The sequence below is a fragment of the Natrinema gelatinilyticum genome, from assembly GCF_024266705.1.
Classification (GTDB): domain Archaea; phylum Halobacteriota; class Halobacteria; order Halobacteriales; family Natrialbaceae; genus Natrinema; species Natrinema gelatinilyticum.
This window is the reverse complement of sequence record NZ_CP100756.1, coordinates 2,623,033-2,648,647: the sequence shown is the minus strand read 5'-3', so window position 1 is coordinate 2,648,647 and position 25,615 is coordinate 2,623,033. Positions and strand designations below refer to the sequence as shown.

General features: G+C 62.7%; 27 protein-coding genes and 4 pseudogenes. 11 read left to right on the top strand and 20 right to left on the bottom strand.

Annotated features, from left to right (window positions below; genetic code table 11):
• The first annotated feature begins 183 nt into the window (after positions 1-183).
• Both NJU76_RS12990 and NJU76_RS12985 read left to right on the top strand, forming a co-directional pair.
• Complete coding sequence (locus NJU76_RS12990; protein WP_254529295.1) at positions 184-795, top strand: thioredoxin family protein; 612 nt, start codon at positions 184-186, stop codon at positions 793-795.
• A 78-nt stretch (positions 796-873) separates the two neighbouring features.
• The gene (locus NJU76_RS12985; protein ID WP_254529293.1) at positions 874-1,662 is read left to right on the top strand and encodes an HpcH/HpaI aldolase family protein; all 789 of its coding nucleotides are present in this window, start codon (positions 874-876) and stop codon (positions 1,660-1,662) included.
• Between the two features lie 22 nt (positions 1,663-1,684).
• On the opposite strand, the gene NJU76_RS12980 is transcribed toward NJU76_RS12985, so the two are convergent.
• Positions 1,685-2,779 (bottom strand): NADH:flavin oxidoreductase/NADH oxidase, encoded by a 1,095-nt coding sequence (locus NJU76_RS12980; RefSeq protein WP_254529290.1) that lies wholly within the window; start codon positions 2,777-2,779, stop codon positions 1,685-1,687.
• A 135-nt stretch (positions 2,780-2,914) separates the two neighbouring features.
• Here NJU76_RS12980 and NJU76_RS12975 point away from each other — a divergent pair, with 135 nt between their 5' ends.
• Positions 2,915-3,742, top strand: coding sequence for a BtpA/SgcQ family protein (locus tag NJU76_RS12975; RefSeq protein WP_254529287.1), 828 nt, complete (start codon positions 2,915-2,917; stop codon positions 3,740-3,742).
• Positions 3,743-3,808: 66 nt separating this feature from the next.
• Here the strand turns inward: NJU76_RS12975 and NJU76_RS12970 are convergent, their stop codons facing one another.
• The 8 genes from NJU76_RS12970 to NJU76_RS12935 all read right to left on the bottom strand — a co-directional run bounded on the left by NJU76_RS12970 (position 3,809) and on the right by NJU76_RS12935 (position 10,607).
• Entirely contained in the window at positions 3,809-5,047 is a 1,239-nt protein-coding gene (locus NJU76_RS12970) for a tripartite tricarboxylate transporter permease (protein ID WP_254529285.1), read from the bottom strand.
• Between the two features lie 193 nt (positions 5,048-5,240).
• Positions 5,241-5,582, bottom strand: a complete 342-nt coding sequence (gene rpl12p, locus NJU76_RS12965) for a 50S ribosomal protein P1 (RefSeq protein ID WP_254529282.1) — start codon at positions 5,580-5,582, stop codon at positions 5,241-5,243.
• 21 nt (positions 5,583-5,603) lie between these two features.
• Positions 5,604-6,635 (bottom strand): 50S ribosomal protein L10, encoded by a 1,032-nt coding sequence (locus NJU76_RS12960; protein ID WP_254529279.1) that lies wholly within the window; start codon positions 6,633-6,635, stop codon positions 5,604-5,606.
• 1 nt (position 6,636) lies between these two features.
• Positions 6,637-7,269, bottom strand: coding sequence for a 50S ribosomal protein L1 (locus tag NJU76_RS12955; protein WP_254523053.1), 633 nt, complete (start codon positions 7,267-7,269; stop codon positions 6,637-6,639).
• 421 nt (positions 7,270-7,690) lie between these two features.
• Entirely contained in the window at positions 7,691-8,179 is a 489-nt protein-coding gene (locus tag NJU76_RS12950; protein ID WP_254529277.1) for a 50S ribosomal protein L11, read from the bottom strand.
• A 96-nt stretch (positions 8,180-8,275) separates the two neighbouring features.
• On the bottom strand, positions 8,276-8,578 hold the full coding sequence (gene cutA, locus NJU76_RS12945; RefSeq protein WP_254529274.1) for a divalent-cation tolerance protein CutA: 303 nt from the start codon (positions 8,576-8,578) through the stop codon (positions 8,276-8,278).
• Positions 8,579-8,717: 139 nt separating this feature from the next.
• Positions 8,718-8,909 (bottom strand): HEWD family protein, encoded by a 192-nt coding sequence (locus NJU76_RS12940; protein ID WP_254529272.1) that lies wholly within the window; start codon positions 8,907-8,909, stop codon positions 8,718-8,720.
• 186 nt (positions 8,910-9,095) lie between these two features.
• Positions 9,096-10,607, bottom strand: a complete 1,512-nt coding sequence (locus tag NJU76_RS12935; RefSeq protein WP_254529271.1) for a phosphoenolpyruvate carboxykinase (ATP) — start codon at positions 10,605-10,607, stop codon at positions 9,096-9,098.
• Positions 10,608-11,104: 497 nt separating this feature from the next.
• Between NJU76_RS12935 and NJU76_RS26565 the strand changes: the two genes are divergently transcribed.
• Positions 11,105-11,230 carry a hypothetical protein gene (locus tag NJU76_RS26565; protein ID WP_256566016.1) on the top strand — a complete coding sequence of 42 codons (126 nt, stop codon included), beginning with the start codon at positions 11,105-11,107 and terminating at the stop codon, positions 11,228-11,230.
• 140 nt (positions 11,231-11,370) lie between these two features.
• On the opposite strand, the pseudogene NJU76_RS12930 reads toward NJU76_RS26565, so the two are convergent.
• The 5 genes and pseudogenes from NJU76_RS12930 to NJU76_RS12915 form a co-directional block, all read right to left on the bottom strand.
• Positions 11,371-12,066, bottom strand: a pseudogene (locus NJU76_RS12930) (transposase); the annotation flags it as partial.
• A gap of 35 nt (positions 12,067-12,101) precedes the next feature.
• Positions 12,102-12,949 (bottom strand): annotated as a pseudogene (locus NJU76_RS12925) (IS5 family transposase).
• A 76-nt stretch (positions 12,950-13,025) separates the two neighbouring features.
• Positions 13,026-13,160 (bottom strand): annotated as a pseudogene (locus tag NJU76_RS26915) (IS5/IS1182 family transposase); the annotation flags it as partial.
• Positions 13,161-13,409: 249 nt separating this feature from the next.
• Positions 13,410-13,541, bottom strand: a complete 132-nt coding sequence (locus tag NJU76_RS12920) for a rubrerythrin-like domain-containing protein (protein WP_254529268.1) — start codon at positions 13,539-13,541, stop codon at positions 13,410-13,412.
• 304 nt (positions 13,542-13,845) lie between these two features.
• Complete coding sequence (locus NJU76_RS12915) at positions 13,846-15,075, bottom strand: MFS transporter (protein WP_254529265.1); 1,230 nt, start codon at positions 15,073-15,075, stop codon at positions 13,846-13,848.
• 259 nt (positions 15,076-15,334) lie between these two features.
• On the opposite strand from NJU76_RS12915, the gene NJU76_RS12910 reads away from it, so the two are divergent.
• Positions 15,335-15,517, top strand: coding sequence for a DUF7501 family protein (locus NJU76_RS12910; protein WP_254529256.1), 183 nt, complete (start codon positions 15,335-15,337; stop codon positions 15,515-15,517).
• A gap of 57 nt (positions 15,518-15,574) precedes the next feature.
• Here the strand turns inward: NJU76_RS12910 and NJU76_RS12905 are convergent, their stop codons facing one another.
• The gene (locus NJU76_RS12905; protein ID WP_254529253.1) at positions 15,575-16,045 is read right to left on the bottom strand and encodes a DUF7992 family protein; all 471 of its coding nucleotides are present in this window, start codon (positions 16,043-16,045) and stop codon (positions 15,575-15,577) included.
• Positions 16,046-16,198: 153 nt separating this feature from the next.
• Positions 16,199-16,639 (bottom strand): DUF7992 family protein, encoded by a 441-nt coding sequence (locus tag NJU76_RS12900; protein WP_254529249.1) that lies wholly within the window; start codon positions 16,637-16,639, stop codon positions 16,199-16,201.
• A 94-nt stretch (positions 16,640-16,733) separates the two neighbouring features.
• Between NJU76_RS12900 and NJU76_RS12895 the strand changes: the two genes are divergently transcribed.
• The 6 genes and pseudogenes from NJU76_RS12895 (at position 16,734) to purM (ending at position 22,355) form a co-directional block, all read left to right on the top strand.
• Positions 16,734-17,513, top strand: a complete 780-nt coding sequence (locus NJU76_RS12895; protein ID WP_254529245.1) for an HAD-IIA family hydrolase — start codon at positions 16,734-16,736, stop codon at positions 17,511-17,513.
• Positions 17,514-17,621: 108 nt separating this feature from the next.
• Entirely contained in the window at positions 17,622-17,849 is a 228-nt protein-coding gene (locus NJU76_RS12890) for a hypothetical protein (RefSeq protein WP_254529242.1), read from the top strand.
• Between the two features lie 167 nt (positions 17,850-18,016).
• Positions 18,017-18,660 (top strand): annotated as a pseudogene (locus NJU76_RS12880) (SdpI family protein).
• A 160-nt stretch (positions 18,661-18,820) separates the two neighbouring features.
• Positions 18,821-20,590: a TraB/GumN family protein gene (locus tag NJU76_RS12875; protein WP_254529236.1), complete on the top strand. Its 1,770-nt coding sequence runs from the start codon at positions 18,821-18,823 to the stop codon at positions 20,588-20,590.
• Positions 20,590-21,222, top strand: coding sequence for a metalloprotease (locus NJU76_RS12870; RefSeq protein ID WP_254529233.1), 633 nt, complete (start codon positions 20,590-20,592; stop codon positions 21,220-21,222). Before NJU76_RS12875 ends, NJU76_RS12870 begins: the two co-directional genes overlap by 1 nt.
• Before the next feature lie 143 nt (positions 21,223-21,365).
• Positions 21,366-22,355 (top strand): phosphoribosylformylglycinamidine cyclo-ligase, encoded by a 990-nt coding sequence (purM, locus tag NJU76_RS12865; protein ID WP_254529230.1) that lies wholly within the window; start codon positions 21,366-21,368, stop codon positions 22,353-22,355.
• Between the two features lie 34 nt (positions 22,356-22,389).
• Here purM and NJU76_RS12860 read toward each other — a convergent pair whose 3' ends face one another.
• From NJU76_RS12860 to NJU76_RS12845, 4 genes are all read right to left on the bottom strand, one after another.
• Entirely contained in the window at positions 22,390-22,812 is a 423-nt protein-coding gene (locus NJU76_RS12860) for a thiol-disulfide oxidoreductase DCC family protein (protein ID WP_254529223.1), read from the bottom strand.
• Between the two features lie 561 nt (positions 22,813-23,373).
• A complete protein-coding gene (locus NJU76_RS12855) occupies positions 23,374-24,420 on the bottom strand; it encodes a phytoene/squalene synthase family protein (RefSeq protein ID WP_254529220.1) in 1,047 nt (348 codons plus the stop codon).
• Between the two features lie 329 nt (positions 24,421-24,749).
• Positions 24,750-24,938, bottom strand: a complete 189-nt coding sequence (locus NJU76_RS12850) for a hypothetical protein (protein ID WP_254529218.1) — start codon at positions 24,936-24,938, stop codon at positions 24,750-24,752.
• 46 nt (positions 24,939-24,984) lie between these two features.
• The gene (locus NJU76_RS12845; protein ID WP_254532467.1) at positions 24,985-25,611 is read right to left on the bottom strand and encodes a trimeric intracellular cation channel family protein; all 627 of its coding nucleotides are present in this window, start codon (positions 25,609-25,611) and stop codon (positions 24,985-24,987) included.
• Between the last annotated feature and the right edge of the window lie 4 nt (positions 25,612-25,615).

Here is a 25,615-nt window from a genome sequence, read left to right as displayed (position 1 = left end):
AACTATCTGAACAGTCAGTACGGACTGTACGCTCCCAGGATATCCGCGTCGGAATCCGACCGTGCCGGCGGCTCCACGCCCCCGACTCGAACTCGCCGGTCGCGACGGACGTGACGACACGAGACGGAGGTGATGACGAGAGACGAACGTGATGATTAAGGACGAACGAGCCGAATTGTCGGTATGGTCCCGACTGAATCGGAATCCAAACTCGCGGCCGGCGATATCGCACCGGACTTCGACCTCGAGGGCACCGACGGAGAGACGTATTCGCTCGAGTCGTTCGCCGACGCCGAAGCGCTCTTGCTCGTCTTCACGTGCAACCACTGCCCATACGCGAAAGCGAAGTTCGACTTGCTAAACGGATTAGCTGTGGAATACGACGACGTCGCGGTCGTCGGGATCAACCCCAACGACGCCGAGGAGTATCCCGAGGACTCGTTCGAAACGATGCGGGAGTACGTCGCGGATGGGAACATAGACTACGACGCCTACCTGCGCGACGAACGCCAAGACGTCGCTCGCGAGTACGGTGCGGTCTGTACGCCGGATCCGTTCCTCTTCGAACGACGGGGGTCACAATACGACGCAGATGGCCGAGCGACGGCGTCGGGAGGCGAGGACGCGGAGTTCCAACTGGTCTATCACGGCCGCCTCGACGACGCGCTCAATCCCGACGACGAGCCGACTCAGTTTCACATCCGCGAAGCGATCGAATCCGTGCTCGCGGACGAAACCGTCGACCTCGAGTGGCAGCCGTCTCGCGGGTGCTCGATAAAGTGGTCTGACGAATGAGGATTCATCGGTCGGTGACTGTCTCCGCTGTCGATCGGTGAACGCCTCGTTTTAGTAGTAGCCGTAGTAGACGAGGGCATGAGTCACAGCCCCCGAGGAAACGCGCTCCGAGAGTCGCTCGAGGCCGGCGAAGTGTCGCTCGGCGTCCTGGATAACACGTACAATCCGACCGTTGTCGAACTCTACGCCACGATGGGCCTCGACTTCGTCTGGATCGACCTCGAACACGGCGGGCCGAGTCCGTGGGATGCGGGCCAACTGGAGGGACTCCTCCGGGCGGTGGAAGGGACCGACGCCGAGTTGCTGGTCCGCGTTCCCGATAGTGATCCCACGCTCGTTCGGAAGGCGCTCGACGCCGGCGTCCGGAACGTGTTCCTCCCGCGGGTCGGCAGCGCGGCGGAACTCAGAGCAGCAGTTCGGGCCGGTCGGTTCGAGTACGACGGCGAACCTGGCCGGCGCGGCATGGCTTCACCTCGTGCGGGTCGCTGGGGACTGACCGACGACTACGTGCCGAGCGAGGACGAATCTGTCGTCGTCGGCGTCACCGTCGAGACCGAAGACGCACTCGACGACCTCGAGGCAATTCTCGAGGTTCCCGAACTCGGTTTCGTCTTTATCGGCCCGCTGGACCTCTCCGTCTCGCTCGGTCATCCGGGCGAGTTCGACCACGAAGAGGTCGAGGAAGCCGTCGAAACGATTCGATCGGCGGCCGTCGAGGCGGACGTCCCCGTCGGCGGGCTCGGATTCGGTATGAACGACGTCAATCGGAAGGCCGGAAACGGGTATCAGCTCCTGAATATCGGGACGACGACCGGCGCCTTGCAATCGTCAGTGACGGGCTGGCTGGACGACTACGACCACGGTTAGCTGCGTCGTTGAAATCGACGGATCACCGGCGGACGGCCCGTCGATACTGAACCGGCCACCGTTCGACGGCCGCTTCCGGATCGCACTCGACACTGGCGTGGAGGCCAAAGTACGGATCCCGGAGGAACTCCCGGCCGACGAGGACCAGGTCGGTCCGTCCGTTGCGAACCAGTGCGTCCGCCTGTTCGGGCTCTGTGACGCCGCCGACCGCACCGACCGCGACGTCGGCACCCTCGCGAACCCGTTCGGCTAGCGGCACCTGAAAGTTCGGACCGCCGGAGACCGTCTGATCAGGGTGGATTCCGCCCGAACTAACGTCGATCAGATCGACGCCCAGATCGGCGAGGACGGCGGCGAGGCGCACCGACTGGTCGACGTCCCACGATTCGCGGTCGTCGAGCCAGTCGGTCCCCGAAATGCGGACGAAGATCGGTTTTTCGTCGGGCCAGACGTCACGGACCGCCGCGACGACGTCCCGGAGCAACCGCGTTCGGTTCTCGAAGCAGCCGCCGTAGTCGTCCGTCCGGCGGTTCGTGACCGGCGAGAGGAACTCGTGAAGCAGGTAGCCGTGGGCCGCGTGAACCTCCGCAATTTCGAACCCGGCGGCGAGCGAGCGCTCGGCCGCATCGCTATAGGCGTCGATCACGTCCTGAATATCGTCCCCGTTGGCCGTCCGCATCGCCGGGCGGTCACCGTCGAACGGAGGGTAGGCCTCGGACGACGGCGAAATTACCTCCCAGCCGCCATCGTCGGGTCGAATCGGAACGTTCCCCTCCCACGGCCGCTTCTTGCTGGCCTTGTGACCGGCGTGGGCCAGCTGGATGGCCGGAACCGCGCCCTGATCGCGAACGAAGTCGGTAATCGGCTCGAGCGCGGCCGCGTGGTCGTCGCTCCAGATCCCCAGATCGTGCGGCGTGATTCGACCGACCGGGTCGACTGCGGTGGCCTCGGTCATGACGATGCCGGCACCGCCGACGGCCCTGCTGCCGAGGTGGACGCGATGCCACTCGGTCGGGAGACCGTCCGGCGCACACGAGTACTGACACATCGGCGACACAGCGATTCGATTCGGACACGTCACGTCCCGCAGCGACAACGGAGCAAGCAGGTCAGCCATCGATCGGACGTACCGATGGGGGGAAGAAAACGACTCTGAAGGGAGCGGCGATTGCCGACTCGGGTTCGCCGCTGACATAATTTTCGCCTCCGGAGAGCCACGCCAACTTATTCTGATCGGGAACGCAAGTCCGGTATGGCCACGGGTACACCCTTTCTCGAGCGGTTCGACGTCGACAGTCCCGTCGTCGGCATGATTCACCTCCCGGCGCTGCCCGGCGCACCGGCGTTCGACGGTGATCGCGAAGCCGTCCGAACGCGTGCGCTAGAGGATGCACGTCGGCTCGAGTCCGGCGGGATAGACGGGGTAATCCTCGAGAACTTCGGCGACGCGCCGTTCTATCCGGACAACGTGCCGAAACACGTCGTCGCGGAGCTGACCGCCATCACAACCGCAGTGACCGACGCCGTCGAGGTTCCGGTCGGGATCAACGTGTTGCGCAACGACGCTGCGGCGGCGCTTTCGATCGCTGCGGCAGTCGATGCCTCGTTCGTCCGGATCAACGTCCACGTCGGCACGGCCGCGACCGATCAGGGCCTCCTCGAGGGGCGAGCTCACGAGACGCTCCGCCTTCGCGACCGGATCGGGACCGACGTCAGGATCCTCGCGGACGTCCACGTCAAACACGCAACTCCGGTCGGTTACGAGGACATCGGCCGGGCAGCGGTCGAAACGATCGACCGCGGCCGCGCGGACGGCGTCGTCGTCTCGGGATCCGGGACGAGCGTCGAGACCCAGCTCGCTGACGTCGAACGCGTCACGGAAACGCTCGCTGCGCGAGGACATGATCGCGCCCCGGTGTTCGTCGGCAGCGGCGTGACGAGCGAGACGGTCCGTGACTGTCTCGAGGCGGGTGCGGACGGCGTCATCGTCGGGACCGCGCTCAAGTCGGATGACGAGACGGCGAATCCCGTTTCCAGCGAACGGGTCACCCACTTCGTTGCAGCGGCTCGAGGGCAGTAGCGCCTCGACGGCAGCCATCGGTGCAAGGGGACGGATGCGAGTGACACGGCCGAACCAGATCGCAGGTCAGAGGCCGACGATCAACGGTCCGATGAGAACGCCCATCAGGTGCACACGACGGGCGTGCAGGCGAGCGGGCACGAGTCCGACGGCGGTCGCCGCGACGAAGATCGCGATGCCGATCGGGCCGGAAAGGAGGACCGAGAGGACGAGTAACAGCGCGAGAACCGCAGCTGAGAGTTTCCAGTACGCCACCCGACCGACCAGATCGAGATAGGCGTCCCCAAGACAGATCACGAGAGCGAAGCCGAGTAGTCCGGAGAGAACGACGACGGCGAGCAGCATCGGTAGCTCGAGCGGCGCGTTCAGGCTGTTGAAGGCGATCATGACCCCGGTCCGGGGCTGGCCGATGGCAACGAGCGCGAAGAGAGCGAAAATCGTATTGGCCGTATCGACACCGCTAGTCGCGACGATGTAGCCGCGATCGCTGGCCTCGCTCGGAAGGACGGCGAGGACCGCGACGGCGGCGATCGCAGCCGTAATACCGGGCAGGTACCCGACCATGGCACCCGCGAGTGCGCCAGCTATCGCCGTGATTCCGACGAGGCCGCGTGACATCGTTAGCTCGTCACTGTCTTGACGGGGGATGCCGTTTCCCCGAATCGCATCGATCAGCACCGGCGCACCGAACAGACCGGCGAACAGCGGCGCGAGCACGCCACCCGCCTCGAGTGGTGCGTCCGTCGTGAGATCGAGCGTGAACGCACCGAGTCCAGCCGCGAGCACAAACGAGAGGAGGCCACCAAATCGACCTCGGGGCGTCCGCTCCGACGTGACCAACGCGACAGCGACCATCGCGAGGACGATTTGAAGATGGGTCCGAACCGTCGGATACACGGCCGTCACCGCCCAGGTCACCGGAACGGCGAGTGGCACCGCTGCCAGAACGGCCAGGAGGCTGCCGAGTGCGGAGAGTCGAATCGCCTCGTATCCACGTCCCGCGAGGACCAGTCGATGGCCCGGTAGCGCGGTGACGGCCATCTCCGCATCGGGAACACCGAGTGCCATCGCCGGAACGGCGTTGAGGAACGTGTGGACGACGCCGGCGGCGAGCATCGCACCGCCGACGTATAGCGGTGGCCCCGGAATCGACGCTGCGACTCCCGCGAGCAGGAGTGCGAAGTTGTTGGCGTGGAGCCCCGGCACCAGGCCGCTACAACACCCAAGCAGCGAACCGGCGAGGACCCAGGCTAGCAACTGCAGCGCCAGCGACGGCTGAAAGACGAACTCGACTGAAGCGACCATTGGCCGTGCTGGCCGCGTACTGGGTTATAGTGTCTCGGTTCGAGACGACCGATTGGTTCGACTCGAGACGACTCACGTCGCGCAGCGATCAACTCCTTCAGCTGAGGTGCTGGCCCGGGCAGTCGACACTGGTCGTACGGCGCAGTAAAAATCGGTGTCAGATACTCGTCGTAACCGGTTCGACGGAACGGCGTTATCCGAAGAGTTCGCCGAGGCCCTCGCCGCTGGCCTCTTCGTCTTCGTCTTCGTCCTCGTCCGTCGTGTCCGACACGTCACTGGTCTCTTCGACCTCTTCTTCCTCTTCGCCTTCGGCCTCGCCGCCCGCGGCAGCGCCTGCGGCGGCCCCGCCAGCGGGAACCGCAGCGGCCTCGGAGACGGCCTCGTCGATGTCGACGTCCTCGAGTGCGGCGACGAGCGCCTTCACGCGGGACTCTTCGACGTCGACGCCGGCGGCGTCGAGCACGTTCGTCAGGTTTTCTTCGTTGATCTCTTCGTCCGATTCGTTCAGGATGAGTGCAGCGTATACGTATTCCATTGTAATTTCCTCCGGTAGGTGTTAGCCGAACATCTCACCGAGACCGGCCGCGCCATCGCCGCCGTCGTCGTCTTCGTCATCGTCATCGTCGGCCGCAGCCTCGGGTTCTTCTTGCTCGTCTGTCGATTCTTCTTCCTCGGCCCCTGCCGGTTCGGCGGGTACTTCGAGGTCCTGCAGTTCGTCAGGCAGCGCCTCCTCGTCGTCGATCTGGGCCGCGAGCGCGCGGAGTTGCGCGTCGGCCTTGCCGACGAGGTCGGGCATGAGTGCTTCGTCCTCGATCGCGGCCTGCAGACCGAGGCTCTTCGCCTCGCCTGTGGCTTTGGCGATGAGCGTCGAGGCCGTTGCTGCGGTTGGGAAACTCGCGTTGAGCGAGAGATTCCGTGCGCCAGCAGCAGCCGACGAAACGTCGCTCCGGTAGGCGTCGACGTCGATGTCGAGGTCCTCGGGATCGAACTGGACGCCGTCTGCGATGACGGCGCGCAGGTCGAGACCGACCTCTTTCGGCTCGATGCCCAGTTCGCTGAGGACGTTCGACAGATCAGCCGAGACTTCCTCGCCGGCCTTAAGGACCGTCGAGTCCTCCATGACCTGGATCGAACCTCCTTCGATCCGCGCGTTTGCACCGATCTGCTGGAGTTCGCCGACGAACGGCCCCGGATCGACGCCGGTGTCCCCTTCGGGGATGACGATGTCGTTGGGCGCTACTTCGCCTTCGTTGATCGGGGCGGGCGTTTTCGAGGCCTCGAGTTCCTTGTAGAGCGAGAAGGGGTTCTCGTTGGTCGCGACGAGACCCACCTGCCCGTCGACGTGCTCGACGAGGTCGTCGAGTCCAGCAGCCTCTAGCGCGCGCGTCTGTAGTGTGTTTCGGCTTACGCGCAACACGGCGGTGCCGTGCAGCCCCCGGCGCATGTCCTGAAGCTGCTTCGATGGAATGCCGGCGATGCCGACGACGCCGACGCTCTCGTAGTCCGCGATGAGGGACTCGAGTTCGTCGACTTCCTCTCGCTTCCACTCGGGAAGGTTCTCGGTTTTGCGTTCAGCCTGTGCGCTCATGTTAGGCTACCTCCACGGACGGGCCCATCGTCGTCTTAACGTAGACGGCGTCGATGTTCTGTGGCCCCTTCTCGAGGTCAGCGTGCAGACGACGCAGGATGACGTCGATGTTGTCGGCGATCTGTTCTGCATCCATATCTTCGGCACCGACGAGCGTGTGGAAAGTTCGTCGGTCGCCGGAGCGAAGCTGCACGGTGTTCTTGAGTCGGTTGACGGTTTCGACGACGTCGTCGTCGGGCGAGAGCGGGTCCGGCATCTTCCCCCGGGGACCGAGAATGGTACCCAGGTGCCGGGCGATATCTTGCATCATCGCCTCCTCGGCGATGAAGAAGTCCGTCTCGTCGGCCATGTCTTTGGCCTCGTCGTCGTCCAGATCGGCCACGTCGTCCTCCGAGAGCACGTCGTCCGCGACCTCTTCGGCGCGGACAGCTGTCTCTCCCTCGGCGATGACGACGATACGCGTCTCCTGGCCGGTTCCGGACGGCAGGACGATCGACTCGTCGACGCGGTTCGACGGTTCGTTCAGGTCTAAGTCGCGCAGATTAATCGCGAGGTCGACCGTCTCGGTGAAGTTCCGATCGGGCGCATCCTCGAGTGCGCGGGCTACTGCTGTTTCGATTTCCGAATCTGCCATCGTTCACCTCCGTAGTACGCAGGTTTGCTCCTACGGGTCAGTGAAACAGGCGATGCCTGTCTCCCTTGAACCAAGTGCTATGCCGAACTTAAACCCGTCGAACCGCCACAGATCCGTCTCGTGACACCGATCGATGCGCCGCGGTCGAGAGACTTCCCCTCGAGGAGGTGCACCGCGACCGGGGGACAGAACCATTCTGTCCACGAATAAAATATGACCGTTCCAATTCAACTGATATTTCTCCACGTTGGCCTGTTAAAGCGATGATACAGGCACTCGAGCCTCACCTCGGTTCCCTACTAACTCACGCGAGAACGGTCACGCACTGATCGTATCAGACGGTGTGAGCTGGCCGCTTAGTTCGTGGCCAGCAAATCATAAATGCCGTACCAATCGCGTATCGAACGGTCGCGGACGACGACTATGCTTCCGCTTCGGCCGCGAGCACGTCGTCGTACTCGCCGCTGTCGACCAGTTCTTTGAACTCTCGGGCGTCGTTGCCCTCGATGGTGACGCCCATCGATGCGCAGGTGCCGACGACCTCCTTCGCGGCGTTTATCGTATCGTACGCGAGCAGGTCGGGGTGTTTTTGCTCGGCGATTTTCTTCACCTGTTCGACCGAGAGGTCCGCGACGAAGTCCTTCTGTGGTTCGCCGCTGCCGGTTTCGAAACCGGCTTCGTCCTTGACGAGTGCAGCCGTCGGCGGAACACCGACGTCGATCTCGAAGGACCCGTCGTCCTCGTAATCGACGGTGACGGGGACTTCCGTTCCGTCGAATGCCGCGGTCTGATCGTTGATCTCTTGTACGACAGCCTGCACGTCGACGGGCGTCGGTCCGAGCTCGGGACCGAGCGGTGGGCCAGGATTGGCCTGGCCACCCGGAACGAGCACTTCGATGGTTCCAGCCATATCCATCACAACCCGTGCGCGAGTTTTAAGGGTTGCTTTTTCGGGCAGTCCCCGTCTGTGACCGTCTGACGTAGTGCACTCCGGTCATCCGCTCGTCTATTCGACGCACTCTGTGCGCCACTCCGCGAACGACTCGAGGACGTCACTCTCGTCGAATCGCTCGATGCACGGTACCTCGTGTGGATGAACCTCCGTGACGCGCGCGACCAGATCATCGTACGCGTCGTCCGTCGTTTTGGCGAGCAACAGCGCTTCCTGCTCGCGGTGAACGTCACCATCCCAGCAGTAGGTCGAATTCGCCGAGAGGCGGTTGACACACGCGGCGAGTCGCTCAGCGACCAACGTGTCGGCGATTTCGTCGGCGGCGTCGGGCGGTGCGGTGATGTAAACGGTCGGCATAGGGACGGCTATGCTCGAGGGAGAAAAAAGGACACCGTCCGGCCCACGCGACCGTCGCAGATCTGCCAGCGGAGCAGCCGGGAGAGAACGACCGACTGTTTCAGCCCCGTCGACCGAAGGCGGGCCGGCGAGGACGGTGTCAGCTGTCGGCGGTATCGACCGGATTGAACGTGCCGTTGATGTCCCATTCGTGGATGCAATGTGGATTGCCTACCTGTTTGACGCCGCCTTCGCGGGCGAGTTGCCACGCTTCGAGGTCGTCGTCCCAGACTTCGGATCGACCGCACTGCTCGCACTGCCGGGCAGTCGGTTTTCGTACCTGTGCGCTCATTACCCAATCGTGGGAACTCGACGCATATAACGGTATTCGTGTGAAGCGATCGGCGATCTGCCGCTGACGAGTCGGCGACCGATCGGAAAATGCGGTGACGACGTTCCGCGTTGACCCCCCGGCGACGATGTACCGCTATGAATGCAAAGGCAACGTCGCGAGTCGAGCCGATGGTTCAGCGTCCGATCAGTAGACGGCAGCTTTGATCTCCTCGCGGAGATCGTCAAACTGGGCTAGATACTCGCGGCGTTCGGCCCGTAGCTCCGCGAGCGCCTCGTCGTAATCGTCGACGTGATCTGGAACGTAGTAGTCCTCGATATCGATTCCAGGGACGGTCTCGGGGACCGTCAGACCCATCCGGTCGTCGCGGCTCCACTCGATAGTCCCGCGGGCCGCCTCAGTGAGGATTGTGACTGACTCGGTCACGCCGATGTCGACGGCTTTCTCGCCGAGATAGCCCGTATTGATGACGTAACAGTCGACGTCGAGGATGTCGACGAGCTCGTGAAAGATGTTTCCTTCCTCGCCTTCTGGACCCACGATGAATGGGTTCGTGCCGACGACGCGGATCGACTCGCCGGCTCTCGCCGGATCGCCCGCGCTGGTCTCGATTGACTCGCCGAGCATGAAAGCGGCGGCGGCCTGCTCCTCGTCGAGTCTGGCGACGGGCGGCATCAGCGGATTGCGAGTGATGAAAAAGACCTGATCCATTCGGCCGAGGTCAATCTCCTCGTCCGCGCTCTCGAGTTCGTCACGCCGGACAATCGCCCGGGAGTTCGCGGTGTACCGGTCCTCGTCGAAGTGGACGGTCCCGTCGTCGTCGACGGCGACGTTCTCGAGGATCGCGGACTCGTCGGTCGCAGCCTCGTAGAGTTCCGGCTGCTCGTCCTCGTCGAGGCCGATCGTCTTGATGTACAGTCCCTCACCCTCGCTACCGGCGACGGAGCCGTCCGGAAGGAGCCCACAGACGTCGTCCTGGAGCATGGCGGCGTCTTCCGAGTCCTCGAGCCAGCACCCGTGGGAGGTCAGGGTCGATTTACCGGTCGCGGAGAGGCCCATGAACACTTGGCCAACGGTCCGGACGTCACCCTCGTCGGTTCGGACGCGGACGCGTTTGCTTCCGGCGTGGAGGCCGAGGCCGCCCTGTTGTTTGACTCGATACATGAACAGTCGGAGGAACGACTTCTTGGCCTCGCCGGTGTAGTCGCTGCCCAACACGGCGGTGAAGCCGGCGTCGGGGAGAACGCGAATCGCGGTCTCGTCGAAGTCGGGCAACTGGACGGTGTAGAGATCCGGGTCCTGCCCGTCAGCCGGCTCGAAAAGGCCTGCCCACGCGTACGCAATTCGTGCGTATGCTACCGGGACGAACAGCCGGCAACAGAACGTTGCATCCGGGTGTCGGCCCATGAGTCGGTCGATGCAAAGCAATTCGGTGCTGGCAGTTCGATCGACCGCCTCCTCGACCAGGGCGTGATCGCGACCGGTGAACTCGTCGCCGACTGCGTTTTTCGTCCGATCTGCGCTCCGAGAGCGGAACTCGCTGACGTACGACGCCGACCCGAACTCGGTCGTCGTCTCGTCGGGAGCGGCGAGTTCGCGAAGTTCCTCGAGCGACGGATTGTAGCGGATGTTCGGCGCTGTCGATGGATCGGGAAGCTGTCGGACCAGCGGACGGGTCTCCGTCCCGGTTTCAGACATACACCTAATCCACCATCATCCTGATAAATAAACGTGAGGATTCCTCTCTGCGTGTGCCAGAGTCTACCCAGTTGCTCGCCATCATATGGCGGTCATGACGGCCAATGAACGACTAGAGTCGGATTTCGTTTTTCGTCGAATAGCTCGTGTGGTTCACCATAATAAGTATTCAGATATGAGATAATTCTAATCCACGGTGTCGATCGGGCCTGAGAGAACGGAAGTGAACTACCCCACCCTACTCGTCGCCTTCGGCGACGCTTTGAGGACGGGGGCTTAGCACCCTCTCTTTCAGCTAATTTTCATAGCTGGTACGTCGGAGGAACTTCCAATAGGGTGGTTCGACTTGCGGTGATCATGAACGACGATCTCGACATCGAACCGGGATTGGTCTGGGCTGCCACCGAAACGGCCGACGGTCGGCGCGATCGAGTCGGCCTTCCCGATCGATCACACGGCTGACGACGATGCTCTAGAGGTGGAAGGGATCTCCGAAGATGGCGCCATCGTTCGGCGAACGGAACGACGTACGCGGTGGGGGGACGGTCGCTCGAGTGGTCGTTGAAGCGGTCAATATCCCGTTTTCGGTTCGAGACACCCGACTCGCGGAGGGACCCCGCTGAAAGCATCGCAAGAGGCACGCTCGCGGCTGCCAGGGACGATGTCGGCGAAACCGAGACAGCGGGGATGGACTCGAGCGCGACAGAAGATGGTATCAGAGGCGCAGGAACTGCTCTATTGAAAATGCGGTACGGCAGCACGATCATAGCTTCTCAGCCACCTTCTTGATGTTGTGAAGAGCGAACATGAGGACAATTTCACGGACCTGTCGGTACCAGAACCGCGAACGCAAGGCGGAGTCTTGCGTTCGCTTCGTGGTCGAGTAAGACGTTTCTGCCATCCAGCGTTGCGTGTACCCGTTCTCCTGATTGAGTGCGTTATGCGCAGCAGCCATCGGCGTCGATCCACGGTGATGAACGAGGTATTCGAGATCGTACCCAGACAACTCGTATTCGGTGTGCCAGTCCTGAAATCCGTTATCGGCGACGACGGCCCGCAGGTCGTCCGCATTTCGGCGGACGACCCGCGGGCCAGCCTTCGTGTCATGTTCACGCTCGATACAACAATGCACGTCCAGCACCGCCAGCGACTCTGTATCGGTGAGTGTCGTCGCTTTGATCGTCTTCACCGCTCGATCCTGTCGCTGTAGGTAGTACTGTGAGGCTTGCTTCCGTTCGAAGAACGTACTGTCGAGAGCGACGTGGCCGGAGTGGCGGAGTTGCTGCGCGGAAGCGCGCAGCAACGCCCGCCAGACGTACATCGCGTATCGGTCAAGCGAGTGGTAGAACGTCGTTGGGTCAGGCAATGCATCTGGGTGAATGCCAAGACGCTCACAGATATCTGGCATAAGCCCGAGCCGATCGACGAGTTCGGTGAACGTGTGGCCTTCTTCCTTCCGAATGGCCGTGTTGAATCGCCATACGGAATCGGAATTCACTGTTTCACGGCACGCTTGATGTTGTAGACGACACACATCAGGGCGATTTCGCGGAACTCACGGAACCAAGAACGCGCTCGCACGGCGAAGCCGAGCGAGCGCTTGACAGCCGAGTTCACGGTTTCCGTCATAGAGCGCTGATTGTAGCGTTGTTCGTCGATTCTGGCGTTGTGCGCGTGGTCGTACGGAGCGAAGATACGATGCGGAGCGAAGATACGATGCTTGATCAGCGGTCTGATGCCGAGTTCACGGAGTGCTTCGCGGAGCGATTGCTTGTCGTAGCCCTTATCGGCGGCCAGAGACCGCAGATCGCCCGCGTTTCGGCGGGCGATCTGCTCGGCGAGGTCTGCGTCACTTCCTTCCCGGTTTGTCGAGCAGTGTACGTCGAGGACGGCTTGAGACTCCGTATCGACGAGTTTCGTCACTTTGAGCTTCTGGACGCGGTAGCTATTCGCTGACAGTAATGACGGCTCGCGGCTGATTGCTCGTAGAATGTGGCGTCAATAGCGCCGTGTTTCGAGGGATCGTGCAGCTGCGCCGACTGGCGCAGTAGCACTCGACAGACGCTCATACTGATCCGATCGAACGCTTTACACAACGTGGATGGACAGGGGAGATCGGCCGCGCTGAGGCCGATCTCCCCGGTTATTTGTGGCATCTCCTTGAGCAGGTCAATCGTCATCCGGTAGGACGTATCGAGGTAAATCCGCAGACAGTGGAGTGAAACGAGGGCATAGTCGGCGAATCCGCCGCCTCCTTCCGGGGCGGCAGATTCGTCTCCATCGCCAGTAACGTTTTGAGCAATCGGCACAACTTCCCCAATGAAGCGGGAGATTTGCGTCATGAACACTCGCAGCCTCCCGCTTCAACTCCTTTGATTTACTGACTTGTTCCGCCGCCGTCTAGTGATTCAACACAGCCTTCCGAATACAATGAGCAACGATGTGTGCTTCGCGGGGAAGCCCGCCTGACTCGGGCTTCCCCGCGTGATTTCCCAAAGCTTGTTTTGCTACACGTAGTGCCTTCTCAACGAGGTCGAGGAGTGCGACTGCCATAATCGGCTTCTCGACCTCGTTCTCTCAAATTATTACGGAACAGTCCCGACGCCGTCTGTCGTTTTCAATAAAGCAGCAGGAACCGAATTCGAGTTCACCGACCCGTCGGCCTCGTTTCGATCGACGTCTCAGTTCTCCTCGCTCGCTGATTCGATTTCTGGTTCGGCTCAGGTCCCGCAGCCGACGAATTTACTCGGCAGTCCGTGAGACAACGGACCGGAGAGCTGTCGGGACGCCCGTCCGAATCGGTCAGTCGCGAACCAACTCGACGTTCCGCATCTCACCCCCGCACTGTTCGCAGGTGCCTACGAGTGCGTCTACGACCGTCTCCCGCCGGCCACACTGTACGCACTCGTACTCACGTCGCGCCTCGATAGTCATATGTTATCATCACACATAATCTGCATTAACTCTTTTCGTGGTGGAGTTCACCGACCGGCGAGGAGGGCGACTGGCGGTGCTGCTACCACTCGTGACGGTGGTGTAGCTGGCACTCGTCGACGCGCTTGCGGGATTGCATTTCGAGTCCTGACCAGTCGGGCCCTGTGTAGTGGACTGGGGTCGTGTCAACCGCCTCGGGGTCAAGCCCCGTGGCATCCGCGTTGATTCTTTTGTGAAACAAGAGGTAATCAGCGTGGGGTTTCGGTTGGCCGAGACTCAAGATGGATCTCGACAGATGAAACAGTCACGACCGGTGCCCGAAAACCAGAAGCAGGCAACCGAGCCCCGTAGCACGGACGACAGTCGACGCAAGGAGCCAGAACGCGACCCTAAAGCCAGCGGTTTCGGAGAGAGTTCCGACGATTGCGGGTGCAATCGCGCCGGCGCCCATCAACAGCGTTCGGACGACGCCGAGCCCGCCGGCGGCCACATCGTCCGGAATGACGGACATCAGATAGGCACTCCTGACGGGCCGAAAGCCGTGCGAGCCGATACCGACGGCGACGAACAACCCGCCGAGCAGGATCGGGTTCCCCGTCTCGGTGACCGACACGAACGCGACCAGTGCGACCGAAGCGAGTCCGAGCATCGTGACGATGATCGGAAGTCGTCCTGCCCGGTCGCTCAAATTGCCGGTCACCAACTGGACCAGACTCGCGAGGAAGAGGCCGCTATAGAGCACGCTCGCGGTCGCCGGGGTGAGACCCGCCTCGACCGTGAGATACCGCGGTGCGAACGCGACCAGCCCGTTGTACATGAACGAAAAGAGGACCGTCAACAGGGCGAACACCGAGAACCGCAAGTCACGAAAGAGCGAGACGTACTGTGCGATCCCGAACCCACGATCGTTCGAGTTCGATTCCGGTCCAGCGGAATCGTCCGGAAGCCGCCGGGGCACCCGAACTACGAACGTCACCGCGAGAACCAGCCCGACGAGGCCCGAGACCAGAAAAAGCAACCGCCAACTCGCGACCGGGCCGACGGCCAGCGACGCGACCCCGACGACGGCTGCAGGGGCGACGACGCCGCTAAAGGCCCCGAACGTGTCCAGAAATCCGAGAGCCCGCCCCGTCCGCTTGGGATAGGCTCGAGCGAGGAGCCGAACAGCGACCGTCTTGTGCACGCCGGTCCCGGCTCCGATAACGAGCATCGCGCCGACGAGGATGATGAACGGTGAGTCGATTGAAAGCGCGACCGCCGCCGCGGCCCCGACCACCGCACCAGCCGCGATGACCGTCACCGTCCCGAGCCGGTCCGCGAGGACGCCCGATGGAAATTGCATGACCGCATAACAGAGCATGAGTCCCGAGAAGGCGGTTCCGAGGACGGCATCCGAAACGCCGTAGCTCGCCTGAAACGAATCGAACAACGGCGGAAAGACGTACCGGAGAAACTTCGCGAGAAACCAGATCGCAGCCGTCAAGACGAGTACATCGTACTCGGCGAATCGTCCAGCCGATCGTCGAACCGACATGCGTTCTCGTCCAGAGTCGAAACCGGAACCCCGAGTATCTACCGATCTGGGGTTTCGCTCGCCACGCGACGGGCGTTCGACCCTGGCACGTATCGCCGATCAGGCCACTCCCTCGGGCTGGTCTGATCCGTCACCGTAGAGCAGGGTGTACTCCATCGGCCCTCTGAAACCACCTTTGTTGACATAATATGCCATACCAATTGTAATAAATCCTAACGGGCGAGACTTATATGATAGATCCTGATAGACTCGGCCACCGATGGCTGCGAACACGACGACAGACTGGATCGACCCAATTACCTGTCCGTTCTGCGGTGACGAACTGGCGTCGCCGGGCGCCGGGTTCATCGATCACATCAACGACAATACCGACTGCAAGGACGGATTCGATCACTGGCGGGAGAACGTCGCCGGAGATCTCGCGGGCGAGTGGACCGGATAAAGACAACTGACACCGACGCGAGACACGAACCGACGCGCCTACCCGCCCACAGGCCGATCAGTCGAAATCGGGCAGGTCTTCCGGCGGTTCGTACTCGGCCTCCCAGTCGACGTATTCTTCCTTGAGCGTGACCGAGACGATCTGGCCGAACTCGGTCAGTTCGGCGTTGATCGAGGAGACCGTCCCCCAGGTGTCGAGTTCGGGGTGATACTCCCGGGCTTGCCAGTCCTCCGGGATACCCGGCGCATGGTAGCCGACGCGGTCGGCGAAATCGTCCCAGAAGAAATCGAATCCAGCGAAGAGATCCAGATCATGGGTGATCTCGTACTCACGTTTCCCGAGATCGGTGTCGCTGCGCCACTCGTCGAACGCTTCCGTCCAGGCACCCTCCTCGAGAAACGCCTGCAGTTCCTCGCGGCGGTAGTCGATCTCCTCGGCTCCGTCTGCGCTGATGGTCGCGTCCTCGTATTCGTTCGGATCGACGAACTCCAGTTCCGGCGGTTCGGGCGGCTCGACCTCGAGTGTCATGGGAGGTCGTAAGTCGGGTCGGCGGATAAGAATTCCCACCTCGCAGCGGGCCACCGACGGCAAGCGCCGGCCGTCCGTAGCGCGGTCTCGGCGAGCCACTAACGACCGGCGAGACGTCGCGTCCGCATCCGCTCTGCCACTGTTCCCCGGCCGCTATTCCCAGGTATAGCCGAACTCCTCGCCGTCTCGGTGGATGTAGTCGGTTTCCAGCACTTCGCTGACCGTCCTGGCGAGGGCGTCCAATTCCTCTTCGAGATCGTCAGCGTCGATATCGTCGCGACCTTCCAGCCGGTCGTCCGGAATCGCCGGGACGAGGTAGCCGACGTCGTCCGCCGACGGGTTCCAGTAAAAATCGAGTTCGTCCAGCAGGCCAAGCTCGCGGACGATTCGAAACTCCGCTTCAGTCATGTACGTCTCTGCGGCCCAATCGTCGAAGGCGTCCTCCCAGGCGCCGCTGTCCAGAAAGCCCGCCAGCTCTTGCCGTCGAGCGTCGTCACCTGTCCGCGCATCGGGTTCTGAGACGGCATCGTAGTCGCCGGGGTCCTGCGGCCCGCGGAGCGTCGGCGGTTCGGGAATCTCGACGTCGAGCGTCATATCACACCCTACGGTTGACAGCCGTATGGAGTTTTCCCGGCGGATCCGACGCCGATCCCAACACTCAATCGCCGGCCGACCGTACGGTCTTCCAATGACTGACTACGAGGCGGTGATCCTCGACGTCGACGGAACGATCGTCCGAGGCGAATCGTTGCTCCCGGGCGCGACCGACGCTCTGCAGACGCTCGAGGCGGCGGGTTGTTCCCGCTTGCTCTTCTCGAACAATCCGACGCGCGGGAGCAACCACTACCGCGAGAAATTCGCGCCCTACGGGATCGACGTCGATCCGACCACCGTCCTCACATCCGCGACCGTTTCCGCCGACTATCTCGCAGCGACCCACGACGGAGAGCGGGTCTTTCTGGTCGGCGGGGACCGCCTCGAGGCAATTCTCGAGGACGCTGCCGTCGAATTGACGACCGACCCGGACGCGGCCGAGGTCGTTCTCGGGTCGTTCGACAAACACTTCTCGTTTGGAACGCTCTGGGAGGCCTTGCGGGCGCTCGAGGAAGACGTCCCCTTCTACGGCACCGATCCCGACGCGACGATTCCAATCGACGAGGGAGAGATTCCGGGCTCCGGTGCAATCCTCGCCGCGATGGAGGCCGTTGCTGGCCGGGAACCGGACGCAATCCTCGGCAAACCGTCCGCAGCCGCGGCGGCGGCAGCGATGGACAGGCTGGAAACCGATCCCGGGAAAACCCTCGTCGTCGGCGACCGCCTCGACACCGATATCGTGCTCGGAAACCGGGCCGGTATGGAAACGGCCCTCGTCCTCACCGGCGTCACCGATCGTACGGCCCTCGCATCGAGCGACGTCGAGCCCGATCACGTTCTCGAATCCCTGGCGGCGGTCGACACGCTTCTTTGAACGTTCGGCGACCGTTCGTCCAGCGAGCGGCGGTCCTCCGTTCGATTCGTCTCTCAGCGTCTGTACCCGAGAGTCATATTTATCCGTCACTGTCACGAGTAACAACACATGAAAGAACGAATCAAACAGATATTGCTCCGTGCACGGTACGCTGCGATAGGCGCAGCAATCGGCGCGGCGATCGGTGGACTGTTCAGCCGAAACGCTGCGAGTACAGGGGGAGCGATCGGCGGACTGGTCGGCGCGACGGTCGCCGAAACGCGCGGAACGGTCGAAGGTGCCATCGAAGACGTCAGAGGCCGCACCCCCGGATCGTCAGATATCGACAGAGAGTAAGCACCACCTCGGGCCCGCAATCGGTGCTGCAAGCGAATCACGTGCTTTCCCGGACTTTTCGCGTCCATCGGTCCTCGACCCCCCAAATTCCATCGGTCTCTGAACCCTCAGGTTCCGTCGATCCCCGAACCACCGATTTGATCCGTGCCGCACTCATCACATTCTATATGAGCGTTAGTCACCGATTCGCGGTAGCGGCCGGGCTCGTCGTCCACACGGGTGCGACGAGCCTCGTGGCGGCGCCGGCGCTCCCGGACCGGCTGGTCACCCACTGGAACGCGGTCGGCGACCCGGACGGGACACCATGTCGAAGTCGCTGGCGCTCACGCTCGTTTCCGCACTCTCGGCCGTCGTGATGACCGTCTTTGCCCTGATCCCGCGAATCCATCCTCGTTCGGAGAACGTCGCGGCGTTTCGGCCGGCCTACGACTGGTTCGTAGTCGTCTTCGCCGGATTCATGGCCATCGTCCACGCCGGCATCATCGCGTTCAACCTGGGCTACGAGTTCGACGTGGTGCGTCTCATCCTTGGGGCGGTCGCCGGCCTGTTCTACGCCGTCGGTACCCTCCTCCCCCGCGCCAAGTCAAACTGGTTCGTCGGAATCCGGACGCCGTGGACGCTCAGCAGCGACACGGTATGGGACCGGACGCACGACCTCACGGGTCGCCTGTTCAAGCTCACCGCGGTCGTCGCAGTGGTCGGACTCCTGTTCGACGAGTACGCCGTATACGTTCTCGTCGTGCCGGCCCTGGTCACTACCGCAACCGCCGTCGCGTTTTCGTATTATTGCTTCCGGCGACTCGAGCGGTGACGCAGGTCTCCCCTGCAAACCGCATGGCAGACATCCCCCCGCCCTCGTCCCCGCAGAAAGGGGATCGGCGAGTTCGATTGCCATCGCGCCGACCCCCAGACGAGTCCCTACTACTCGCGGTCCGACACTGGTAAAAGTCGCCACCGAGTTCAGGACAGTAATGAGCGATGCAGGCGAGGCCGACGTGCCGGAGCCGCCAGCGCCGCCCGACCGTGACCGCGGCTCTGTCGAGGTGCTGGGGACGGCACACGTCTCGCAAGCGAGCGTGAACGAAGTTCGGGACACGATCGAGCGCGAGGAACCGGATATCGTCGCCGTCGAACTCGACGAGGGACGCTACCGCCAGATGCAAGGCGGCACACCAGACGACATCGAAGCAGAGGATCTCCTCTCGGGCAACACCGTCTTTCAGTTTCTCGCCTACTGGATGCTGTCGTACGTACAGTCGCGACTGGGCGAGCAGTTTGATATCGAGCCTGGTGCGGACATGCGCGCCGGCATCGAGGCCGCCGAAGAAACGGGATGCGGCGTCGCCCTGGTCGACCGAGACATTCAGGTAACGATCCAGCGGTTCTGGAGTCGGCTGTCGTTCACCGAGAAACTAAAAATGATCGGGGGGCTGGCACTCGGTATCACTGATCCCCGGACGATCGGGCTCACCTTCGGCGCGATCGGTGGGATAGTCCTCGGCCTCCTCGTGGCCGTGTTTCTCGCTCCGCTGTTCGGATTCGGTGATCTCCTGTTAGTCGGCACCGTCACCCCCCCGACGTTACGATACGTCGGAGGCGGTGCGATCGGTGCCCTCCTCGGCGCAGTCGCCGGGCTCATTTTCCTCCCGTCTCTCGAGTCGACCAGACAGTACGCCGACGGCTACCTCTCTGGGTTCTCGATGCGCATCCTCGCAGGCGTCCTCCTCGGCAGCCTCGGCAGCCTCACACTGGTCGCGACCGGGACGTTCGTGGGGCCGTTCTCGGCGGCGACCGTCGAGAACGTGGGCATCCACGCGATTCGCGGAACCGCCGGGATACTCGCCGGGCTCGGCGTCGGGGTCAGCGTCGGCGCTGCCCTCGGGGTAGTTCTCGACGCGCTCGGCGGCGACGTCGAGGAGATCGACGAGATCGATATCGAGGAACTCACGGACGGCGACGTCGTCAGCGCCATGATGGAGGAATTTCGCCAGTTCAGCCCCCGCGGTGCGAACGCACTGATCGACGAGCGCGACGCCTACATCGCGCACAACCTCAACGAACTCCGCGAACAGGGCTACGACGTCCTCGCCGTCGTCGGTGCCGGACACAGAGCCGGCATCGAACGCCACCTGGGGAACCCAGGAGACATTCCATCGATCGAGTCACTGTCCGGCACCGCCTCGAGCAGTCGCTTCTCGCCGGTGAAAATCGTCGGCTACCTGATTATGGTCGGTTTCCTCGGCTTTTTCTTCCTGTTGATCATGGCGGGAGTCAGGAACGCGTTTCTGCTGAAGCTGTTCGTCGCCTGGTTCCTGTTCAACGGCATTTTCGCGTTCACGCTGGCGCGGCTGGCCGGCGCACGTTGGGCCAGCGCAGGCATCGGTGGGGCAGTGGCCTGGTTGACGAGCATCAACCCGCTGCTCGCACCCGGCTGGTTCGCCGGCTACATCGAACTCAAATACCGGCCGGTCAACGTCCGCGACATCCAGACGTTGAACGAAATCGTCGACGACACCGAACGGCCGATCGGCGAGGCGATCCAGGCGATGTTCGCCGTCCCGCTGTTCCGGCTCATCATGATCGTCGCGCTCACGAATATCGGAAGCATGATCGCGACGGCACTGTTTCCGTTCGTGGTCCTTCCGTGGCTTGCTCCCGAAATCGGTGGTGTCGACGCCCTGATGGGGCAGCTCCTGCAGGGGGCACAAAACAGCCTCGAGCTGATTCGGGGGCTTCTCTGATGAGCCATCGCACCGAGCGGAACACCAGTCCCGAACTGACGTTCAGCGACAGGGAACTGCGCGACCTCGCGGTCGCATGGGTCACACTCAGCGTCGCATTCGCGCTGATACTGGCCCCGGTCCACACGGGGAGGGCCAGTCTCGGATCGTTCGCGATCATGGTCGGTCTGAGTTTCGTGACCGTGGGGGTGGGATTCCTCCTGCACGAACTCGCGCACAAGGTCGTCGCGATCGAACACGGCCAGCTCGCGGAGTTTCGCGCGGACTATCAAATGCTCTTTCTGGCGGTGATGGGCGCTCTCGTCGGCTTCCTCTTCGCCGCACCGGGTGCCGTCTACCACCGCGGCCAGATCACGCAACGCGAAAACGGGTTGATCGCCCTCGCGGGGCCAGTCACGAACCTCCTCCTCGCGCTTCTCTTCCTCCCGCTGATGATATTTCCTGGTATTCTCGGAATCGTCGGTCAGATGGGAATCTGGATCAACCTCTTTCTCGCCGCGTTCAACATGATTCCGTTCGGCCCGCTCGACGGGAAATCCGTCCTCCAGTGGCACAAAGGGGTCTTCGTCTTGGTGTTCACCCCGAGCGTGGTGCTCGCCGGATTCGTGATCTTCCGCGTCGGATTATTCTAATACCACCTTCGTCCCGATTCGGAATCCGACGCCGCGTTCGTCCGCGTCACGCCGTTCTGACGATCTGTTTCAGGGACCGTCACTGCGACGTCGACGTCCGCCGGACCGGTGGTCTTTTGCTCGGCCCGGGAGGTGGTTCGAGTATGACCGAGACGGACGACGCAGACGAGGAACGGCTCACCTACGCCGAAACCGGCGTCGACATCGAGGCCAGCGAGGACGCGACCGCGGCCCTGCTCGAGGCCTTCGGAAGCGGTCTGCGGACCGAGTACGCCGGACTGATCGACATCGGCGACCGGTATCTCGCGCTGGCGACCGACGGCGTCGGGACGAAACTCCTCATCGCGGAGGCAATCGCCGATTTCTCGACGATCGGCATCGACTGCATCGCGATGAACGTTAACGACCTCGTCGCTGCGGGCGTCGAACCGGTCGCGTTCGTCGACTATCTCGCGATCGACGAACCCGACGAGGAACTGACGAACCAGATCGGGGAAGGCCTCGCGGTCGGCTTAGAGCAGGCCGATCTCACGATGCTCGGCGGCGAGACCGCGGTGATGCCCGAGGTGGTAACCGGATTCGACCTCGCGGGCACCTGCGCTGGTCTCGCCGAACCGGATGACGTCTTCGATGGTGACGCACGAGTCGGTGACGTGCTCGTGGGATTCCCGTCGAACGGGATCCACTCGAACGGATTGACCCTCGCCCGCGAGGCGGTGACGCGCACCCACGACTACACCGACGCGTTCCCGCTCGACCCGGAGGTGACGATTGCCGAGGAACTGCTTCGACCGACCCGGATCTATACGGACCTGCTCGAGCCGATGCACGATCACGGCGTCCGCGCGGCGGCGCACGTGACGGGTGGCGGCTGGACGAACCTGCTGCGGATGGGCGAGTGCGAGTACGTGATCGACGATCCGCTGCCGGTACAGCCGATCTTCGAGTTCGTACAGGAGGAAGGGAACGTGACGGACGAAGAGATGCACCGAACGTTCAATATGGGGACCGGGTTCGTCGTCTCGCTCTCCGAGGATCAGGCCGCGGACCTCGTCGCCGCCACCGACGGACGGGTTATCGGTCACGTCGCCGACGGGGACTCGGTCGAGATTCGCGGGCTATCGCTCTCCTGATCGCGACGACTCGTGCGAGACCGACCCCCGACGCTTACTCGAGGAAGCGGGCGCCGGCGTCGACATCCCGCGGCGGCATCGCACACTGGTCGTTCTTTCCGAACCAGCGGTAGCGGCGGGCGGCGACGAAATCGTACGCCCTGTCCCTGATCGCTTTCGGGACGAGCCTGAACGGGCCGAGCAACGAATACATCCCGCCGAGGAGTCGGGCGATTCTGATGACCGCATCGGACTTGACGTAGCTATCGTCGCCCTCGATCAGGACGAGCGACTCGAGTTCGTCGGTCGGCAATCCGTGTTCGGCCAGTAGTTCCCTCCCGACGTCAGACTGGAGTGACGCGAAGCGAAAGATCCCATCCGTATCACGCGGGAGGATGAACTGGACGAACCCGTTACAGAGGTTGCAAACGCCGTCGAAGAGGATGACCGGATTGTCGTCCACGGTGGCATCGCTCATCGGTTAGCCGATAGTTGGAACCGGCTGTAATTCAACGTTCTGGTCGTTCAAACACGACCGTTCGATATCCCCGAGTGCGATTCGAAAAGCCGCTAGCGCGCCGGTCGATACCGAATTGTCGTTCGAGTGCGACTCGAGCGCGCTCGCGAACGCCATCGATGCTCGTGGACGTGGAATCGGGTACGTTCACGACTGACGGGCCAGCGGTACGTTCGAGGACGTCCGAGACCAGTGGCGATTTCTCACACCGTATCAGGTCTCTCGTATCTGTGTTGTGCCGTCCGCCGTTCGACCGGGCCCTCGAGACAGTAATTGCGGGTTCTCGTGATGAGGGCTGGAAGTCCTTCGAAACTGCGACTGCAACTGCGAATCTTCGAGACGACGACAGCGATTCTCCGAGACATCGACCGACGGACCGCGAAGATGGTAGAAATTTGTTCATATGGGGATGCGATCGAACTGGAACCAGCCCGGTCCGGCGATTGAGGAGCGTCGTTCGGTCGCTCGACTTTCGATACAGTACACGACGAGACAGTATCTCGCCGTTTCAGCGGCGGCCGCTCACTGATGAAGTGGCTGCTTCGACATCTTGTTGCGGAGTTCGTCCAGGCGCGAGCGGGGGACGCCCTCCTCGAACTGCTGAAGGAGGGCGTACACTTCCGCCCGGGACACCTTGACGTCTCCCTCGCGAACGACGTCTTCGGGTCGTTCACGAAGTTCTCGGAGGGTGCCAACCGCGAGTAGATAGGGGATTGCCCACGCCGACAGTCGATTGCCGTGGTGTTCCGGGACGACTTCGAGGTAGCGCTGGGCATCGTCGAGGTAGCGTTCTGCGCGGCCGGTGACGCGCTTGACGACGTTGGTGACGCCACCATGATGGGCCTCGTCGGTGACGGACTCGATATCAACGTCCTCCGCGGCGAGCCACTCGGCGGGCAGATAAACGTTGTTCTCGTCGTGGTAGTCGGATTCGACGTCCTTCGCGATGTTGACCAACTGGAGCAAGAGCGCGAACGAGCGCGCGTTCTGGCGCATCTCCTCGGCTCGCTCGCGGGAGGTCCCGCGGGCGACCAGCCCGGTTATCAGGGTGCCGACCGTGCCTGCTGCGTACCAGCAGTACTCCTCGAGTTCCTCGACGGTCTGGAGGCGCAGTCCGCCTTCGGTGGCGTACCGATCGGTGAACATCGCCATCCCATCGACGAGTTCGCGGATTGGATCGCGCATTATCTCGCGAGGTTCTTCGTCGAGTGATTCGAACGTCTGGAGCACGCGCGGTGTCTCGGCGACGACCTCCCAGTCATCGGTGCAGTCGTCCGGAATCCACGGCTCAACGTCGTCCATGAACGCCGAGACGGAGCCGTCCGCGTTCGGATCGAGCAATCGATCGTATTCCGCGAGCAGTTCGGTCTGCGTTTCCGGTGGGATGTGTCCCGCGTCCTCTATCGTATCAGCTATTCTACAAAGTAGGTAGCCGAGACAGATGTGTCTCGCCATCGGCTCTTCGAGCCGATCGATCGTGATCGAAAAAGTCCGCGAAACGCCGTGAACCGCGTTGTAACACCACTCGAGGTCGGCGTCGGTGGAGGGTTCGGGCTGGCCCGTGGTCATCTACTCGAGTTAGTTTGGTTACCATCCGGGAAAAACGCCGCGGTCTCGGCGTGATCTTCCGCTCGGTCGTGGGCGCAGACCGCCCGTTACAGCCTCTTCGAGTTAATTCTACCGCCTACAGTAACGATACTAGTAAGACGTCGACGCGGTGACGACTCGCGGCGGTGACGGGAGAACCGTCGATTTTGCCCAGCAGTGGAACCGGGCGGGAATCGTGCCACCACGGGAACTGTCGGAACGACCTGTTCGGACGGGAACCGGATCGAACCGAAGAAGACGATCCCCATATCGCCGATACATCGGCCGCCTCGGCGCTGACCCGGTTTCCGTTACCGATCGACAGTGGCGGTCGGAGCGCCGCCACCATCGATTCGGTCGTACGCCTCGATCGCCTCGCTGACGGTGCTGATCGACGGTTCGAGCGTCACCGGGTCGGGCAACGCTCGGTCGGCCGTCCGGACCTGCTCGAGAATCTCGATCAGACGGACCCGCGCGTGATCTCGGGAACGAACGCCCATTTGGCCGTTGGTGTGACGAACTAGCGGCTGGCCCCGATTTGACGCGCTACTGGCTATCGCGGGGCTCGTCCCGAACGAATCCGAGCATCTGTGCCGCCGGGAGGCTCCAGCCGTAGGTGACCGCCGTCAGTCGCGTTCCCACCGTCACCGCGGCGCACACCGCCGCGGCGGTGCTTTCCATCCCACCAATACCTCCCACGATCACGTAGACGCTCCCGCCGGCGACCGCACAACTCGCGTAGAAGTCGTCGAACAGGATGAACGGCGCTCGGTCCAGAAGGATATCCGCGACCGCACCACCGCCGACCGCGTTGATCGTCGCGATCGCGACGACGCCGAAACTGGAGACGCCGGCCTCCGTCGCGACGATGGCTCCGGCCGTCGCGAACGCGGCGAGTCCGACGGCATCTGAGAGGAGCGTGATCGGATGGCCATCCGGTGACTCGAGTGCGCTATGCAGGCCGATCGCGAGGGCGACGCCGAGTATCCCGAGACCGATCTCGCCGAACGAGGTGAGCGCCAGCGGGACGCGGTCGACGAGAAGGTCTCGTGTCACCCCACCTGCGAACGCCGTGACGAGTCCGACGACCGCGATTCCGAAGACGTCAAACTCCTCGCGGATCGCCTTGGTCGAACCGACCAGGGCGAATGCGACCAGTCCGACCGTGTTCATCACG

What these genes read in the sequence shown, in the direction of transcription:
- NJU76_RS12935 (WP_254529271.1), bottom strand. Translation starts at nt 10,607, where the DNA reads ATGTCTGAAACCGGGACGGAGACCCGTCCGCTGGTCCGACAGCTTCCC.
- NJU76_RS12850 (WP_254529218.1), bottom strand. Translation starts at nt 24,938, where the DNA reads ATGGGCGTTCGTTCCCGAGATCACGCGCGGGTCCGTCTGATCGAGATT.
- NJU76_RS12910 (WP_254529256.1), top strand. Translation starts at nt 15,335, where the DNA reads ATGGCTGCGAACACGACGACAGACTGGATCGACCCAATTACCTGTCCG.
- NJU76_RS12970 (WP_254529285.1), bottom strand. Translation starts at nt 5,047, where the DNA reads ATGGTCGCTTCAGTCGAGTTCGTCTTTCAGCCGTCGCTGGCGCTGCAG.
- NJU76_RS12895 (WP_254529245.1), top strand. Translation starts at nt 16,734, where the DNA reads ATGACTGACTACGAGGCGGTGATCCTCGACGTCGACGGAACGATCGTC.
- NJU76_RS12920 (WP_254529268.1), bottom strand. Translation starts at nt 13,541, where the DNA reads ATGACTATCGAGGCGCGACGTGAGTACGAGTGCGTACAGTGTGGCCGG.
- NJU76_RS12845 (WP_254532467.1), bottom strand. Translation starts at nt 25,611, where the DNA reads ATGAACACGGTCGGACTGGTCGCATTCGCCCTGGTCGGTTCGACCAAG.
- NJU76_RS12985 (WP_254529293.1), top strand. Translation starts at nt 874, where the DNA reads ATGAGTCACAGCCCCCGAGGAAACGCGCTCCGAGAGTCGCTCGAGGCC.
- rpl12p (WP_254529282.1), bottom strand. Translation starts at nt 5,582, where the DNA reads ATGGAATACGTATACGCTGCACTCATCCTGAACGAATCGGACGAAGAG.
- NJU76_RS26565 (WP_256566016.1), top strand. Translation starts at nt 11,105, where the DNA reads ATGGCGCCATCGTTCGGCGAACGGAACGACGTACGCGGTGGGGGGACG.
- NJU76_RS12940 (WP_254529272.1), bottom strand. Translation starts at nt 8,909, where the DNA reads ATGAGCGCACAGGTACGAAAACCGACTGCCCGGCAGTGCGAGCAGTGC.
- NJU76_RS12870 (WP_254529233.1), top strand. Translation starts at nt 20,590, where the DNA reads ATGAGCCATCGCACCGAGCGGAACACCAGTCCCGAACTGACGTTCAGC.
- NJU76_RS12975 (WP_254529287.1), top strand. Translation starts at nt 2,915, where the DNA reads ATGGCCACGGGTACACCCTTTCTCGAGCGGTTCGACGTCGACAGTCCC.
- cutA (WP_254529274.1), bottom strand. Translation starts at nt 8,578, where the DNA reads ATGCCGACCGTTTACATCACCGCACCGCCCGACGCCGCCGACGAAATC.
- NJU76_RS12905 (WP_254529253.1), bottom strand. Translation starts at nt 16,045, where the DNA reads ATGACACTCGAGGTCGAGCCGCCCGAACCGCCGGAACTGGAGTTCGTC.
- NJU76_RS12980 (WP_254529290.1), bottom strand. Translation starts at nt 2,779, where the DNA reads ATGGCTGACCTGCTTGCTCCGTTGTCGCTGCGGGACGTGACGTGTCCG.
- NJU76_RS12890 (WP_254529242.1), top strand. Translation starts at nt 17,622, where the DNA reads ATGAAAGAACGAATCAAACAGATATTGCTCCGTGCACGGTACGCTGCG.
- NJU76_RS12960 (WP_254529279.1), bottom strand. Translation starts at nt 6,635, where the DNA reads ATGAGCGCACAGGCTGAACGCAAAACCGAGAACCTTCCCGAGTGGAAG.
- NJU76_RS12950 (WP_254529277.1), bottom strand. Translation starts at nt 8,179, where the DNA reads ATGGCTGGAACCATCGAAGTGCTCGTTCCGGGTGGCCAGGCCAATCCT.
- NJU76_RS12860 (WP_254529223.1), bottom strand. Translation starts at nt 22,812, where the DNA reads ATGAGCGATGCCACCGTGGACGACAATCCGGTCATCCTCTTCGACGGC.
- NJU76_RS12915 (WP_254529265.1), bottom strand. Translation starts at nt 15,075, where the DNA reads ATGTCGGTTCGACGATCGGCTGGACGATTCGCCGAGTACGATGTACTC.
- NJU76_RS12990 (WP_254529295.1), top strand. Translation starts at nt 184, where the DNA reads ATGGTCCCGACTGAATCGGAATCCAAACTCGCGGCCGGCGATATCGCA.
- NJU76_RS12900 (WP_254529249.1), bottom strand. Translation starts at nt 16,639, where the DNA reads ATGACGCTCGACGTCGAGATTCCCGAACCGCCGACGCTCCGCGGGCCG.
- NJU76_RS12855 (WP_254529220.1), bottom strand. Translation starts at nt 24,420, where the DNA reads ATGACCACGGGCCAGCCCGAACCCTCCACCGACGCCGACCTCGAGTGG.
- purM (WP_254529230.1), top strand. Translation starts at nt 21,366, where the DNA reads ATGACCGAGACGGACGACGCAGACGAGGAACGGCTCACCTACGCCGAA.
- NJU76_RS12875 (WP_254529236.1), top strand. Translation starts at nt 18,821, where the DNA reads ATGAGCGATGCAGGCGAGGCCGACGTGCCGGAGCCGCCAGCGCCGCCC.
- NJU76_RS12955 (WP_254523053.1), bottom strand. Translation starts at nt 7,269, where the DNA reads ATGGCAGATTCGGAAATCGAAACAGCAGTAGCCCGCGCACTCGAGGAT.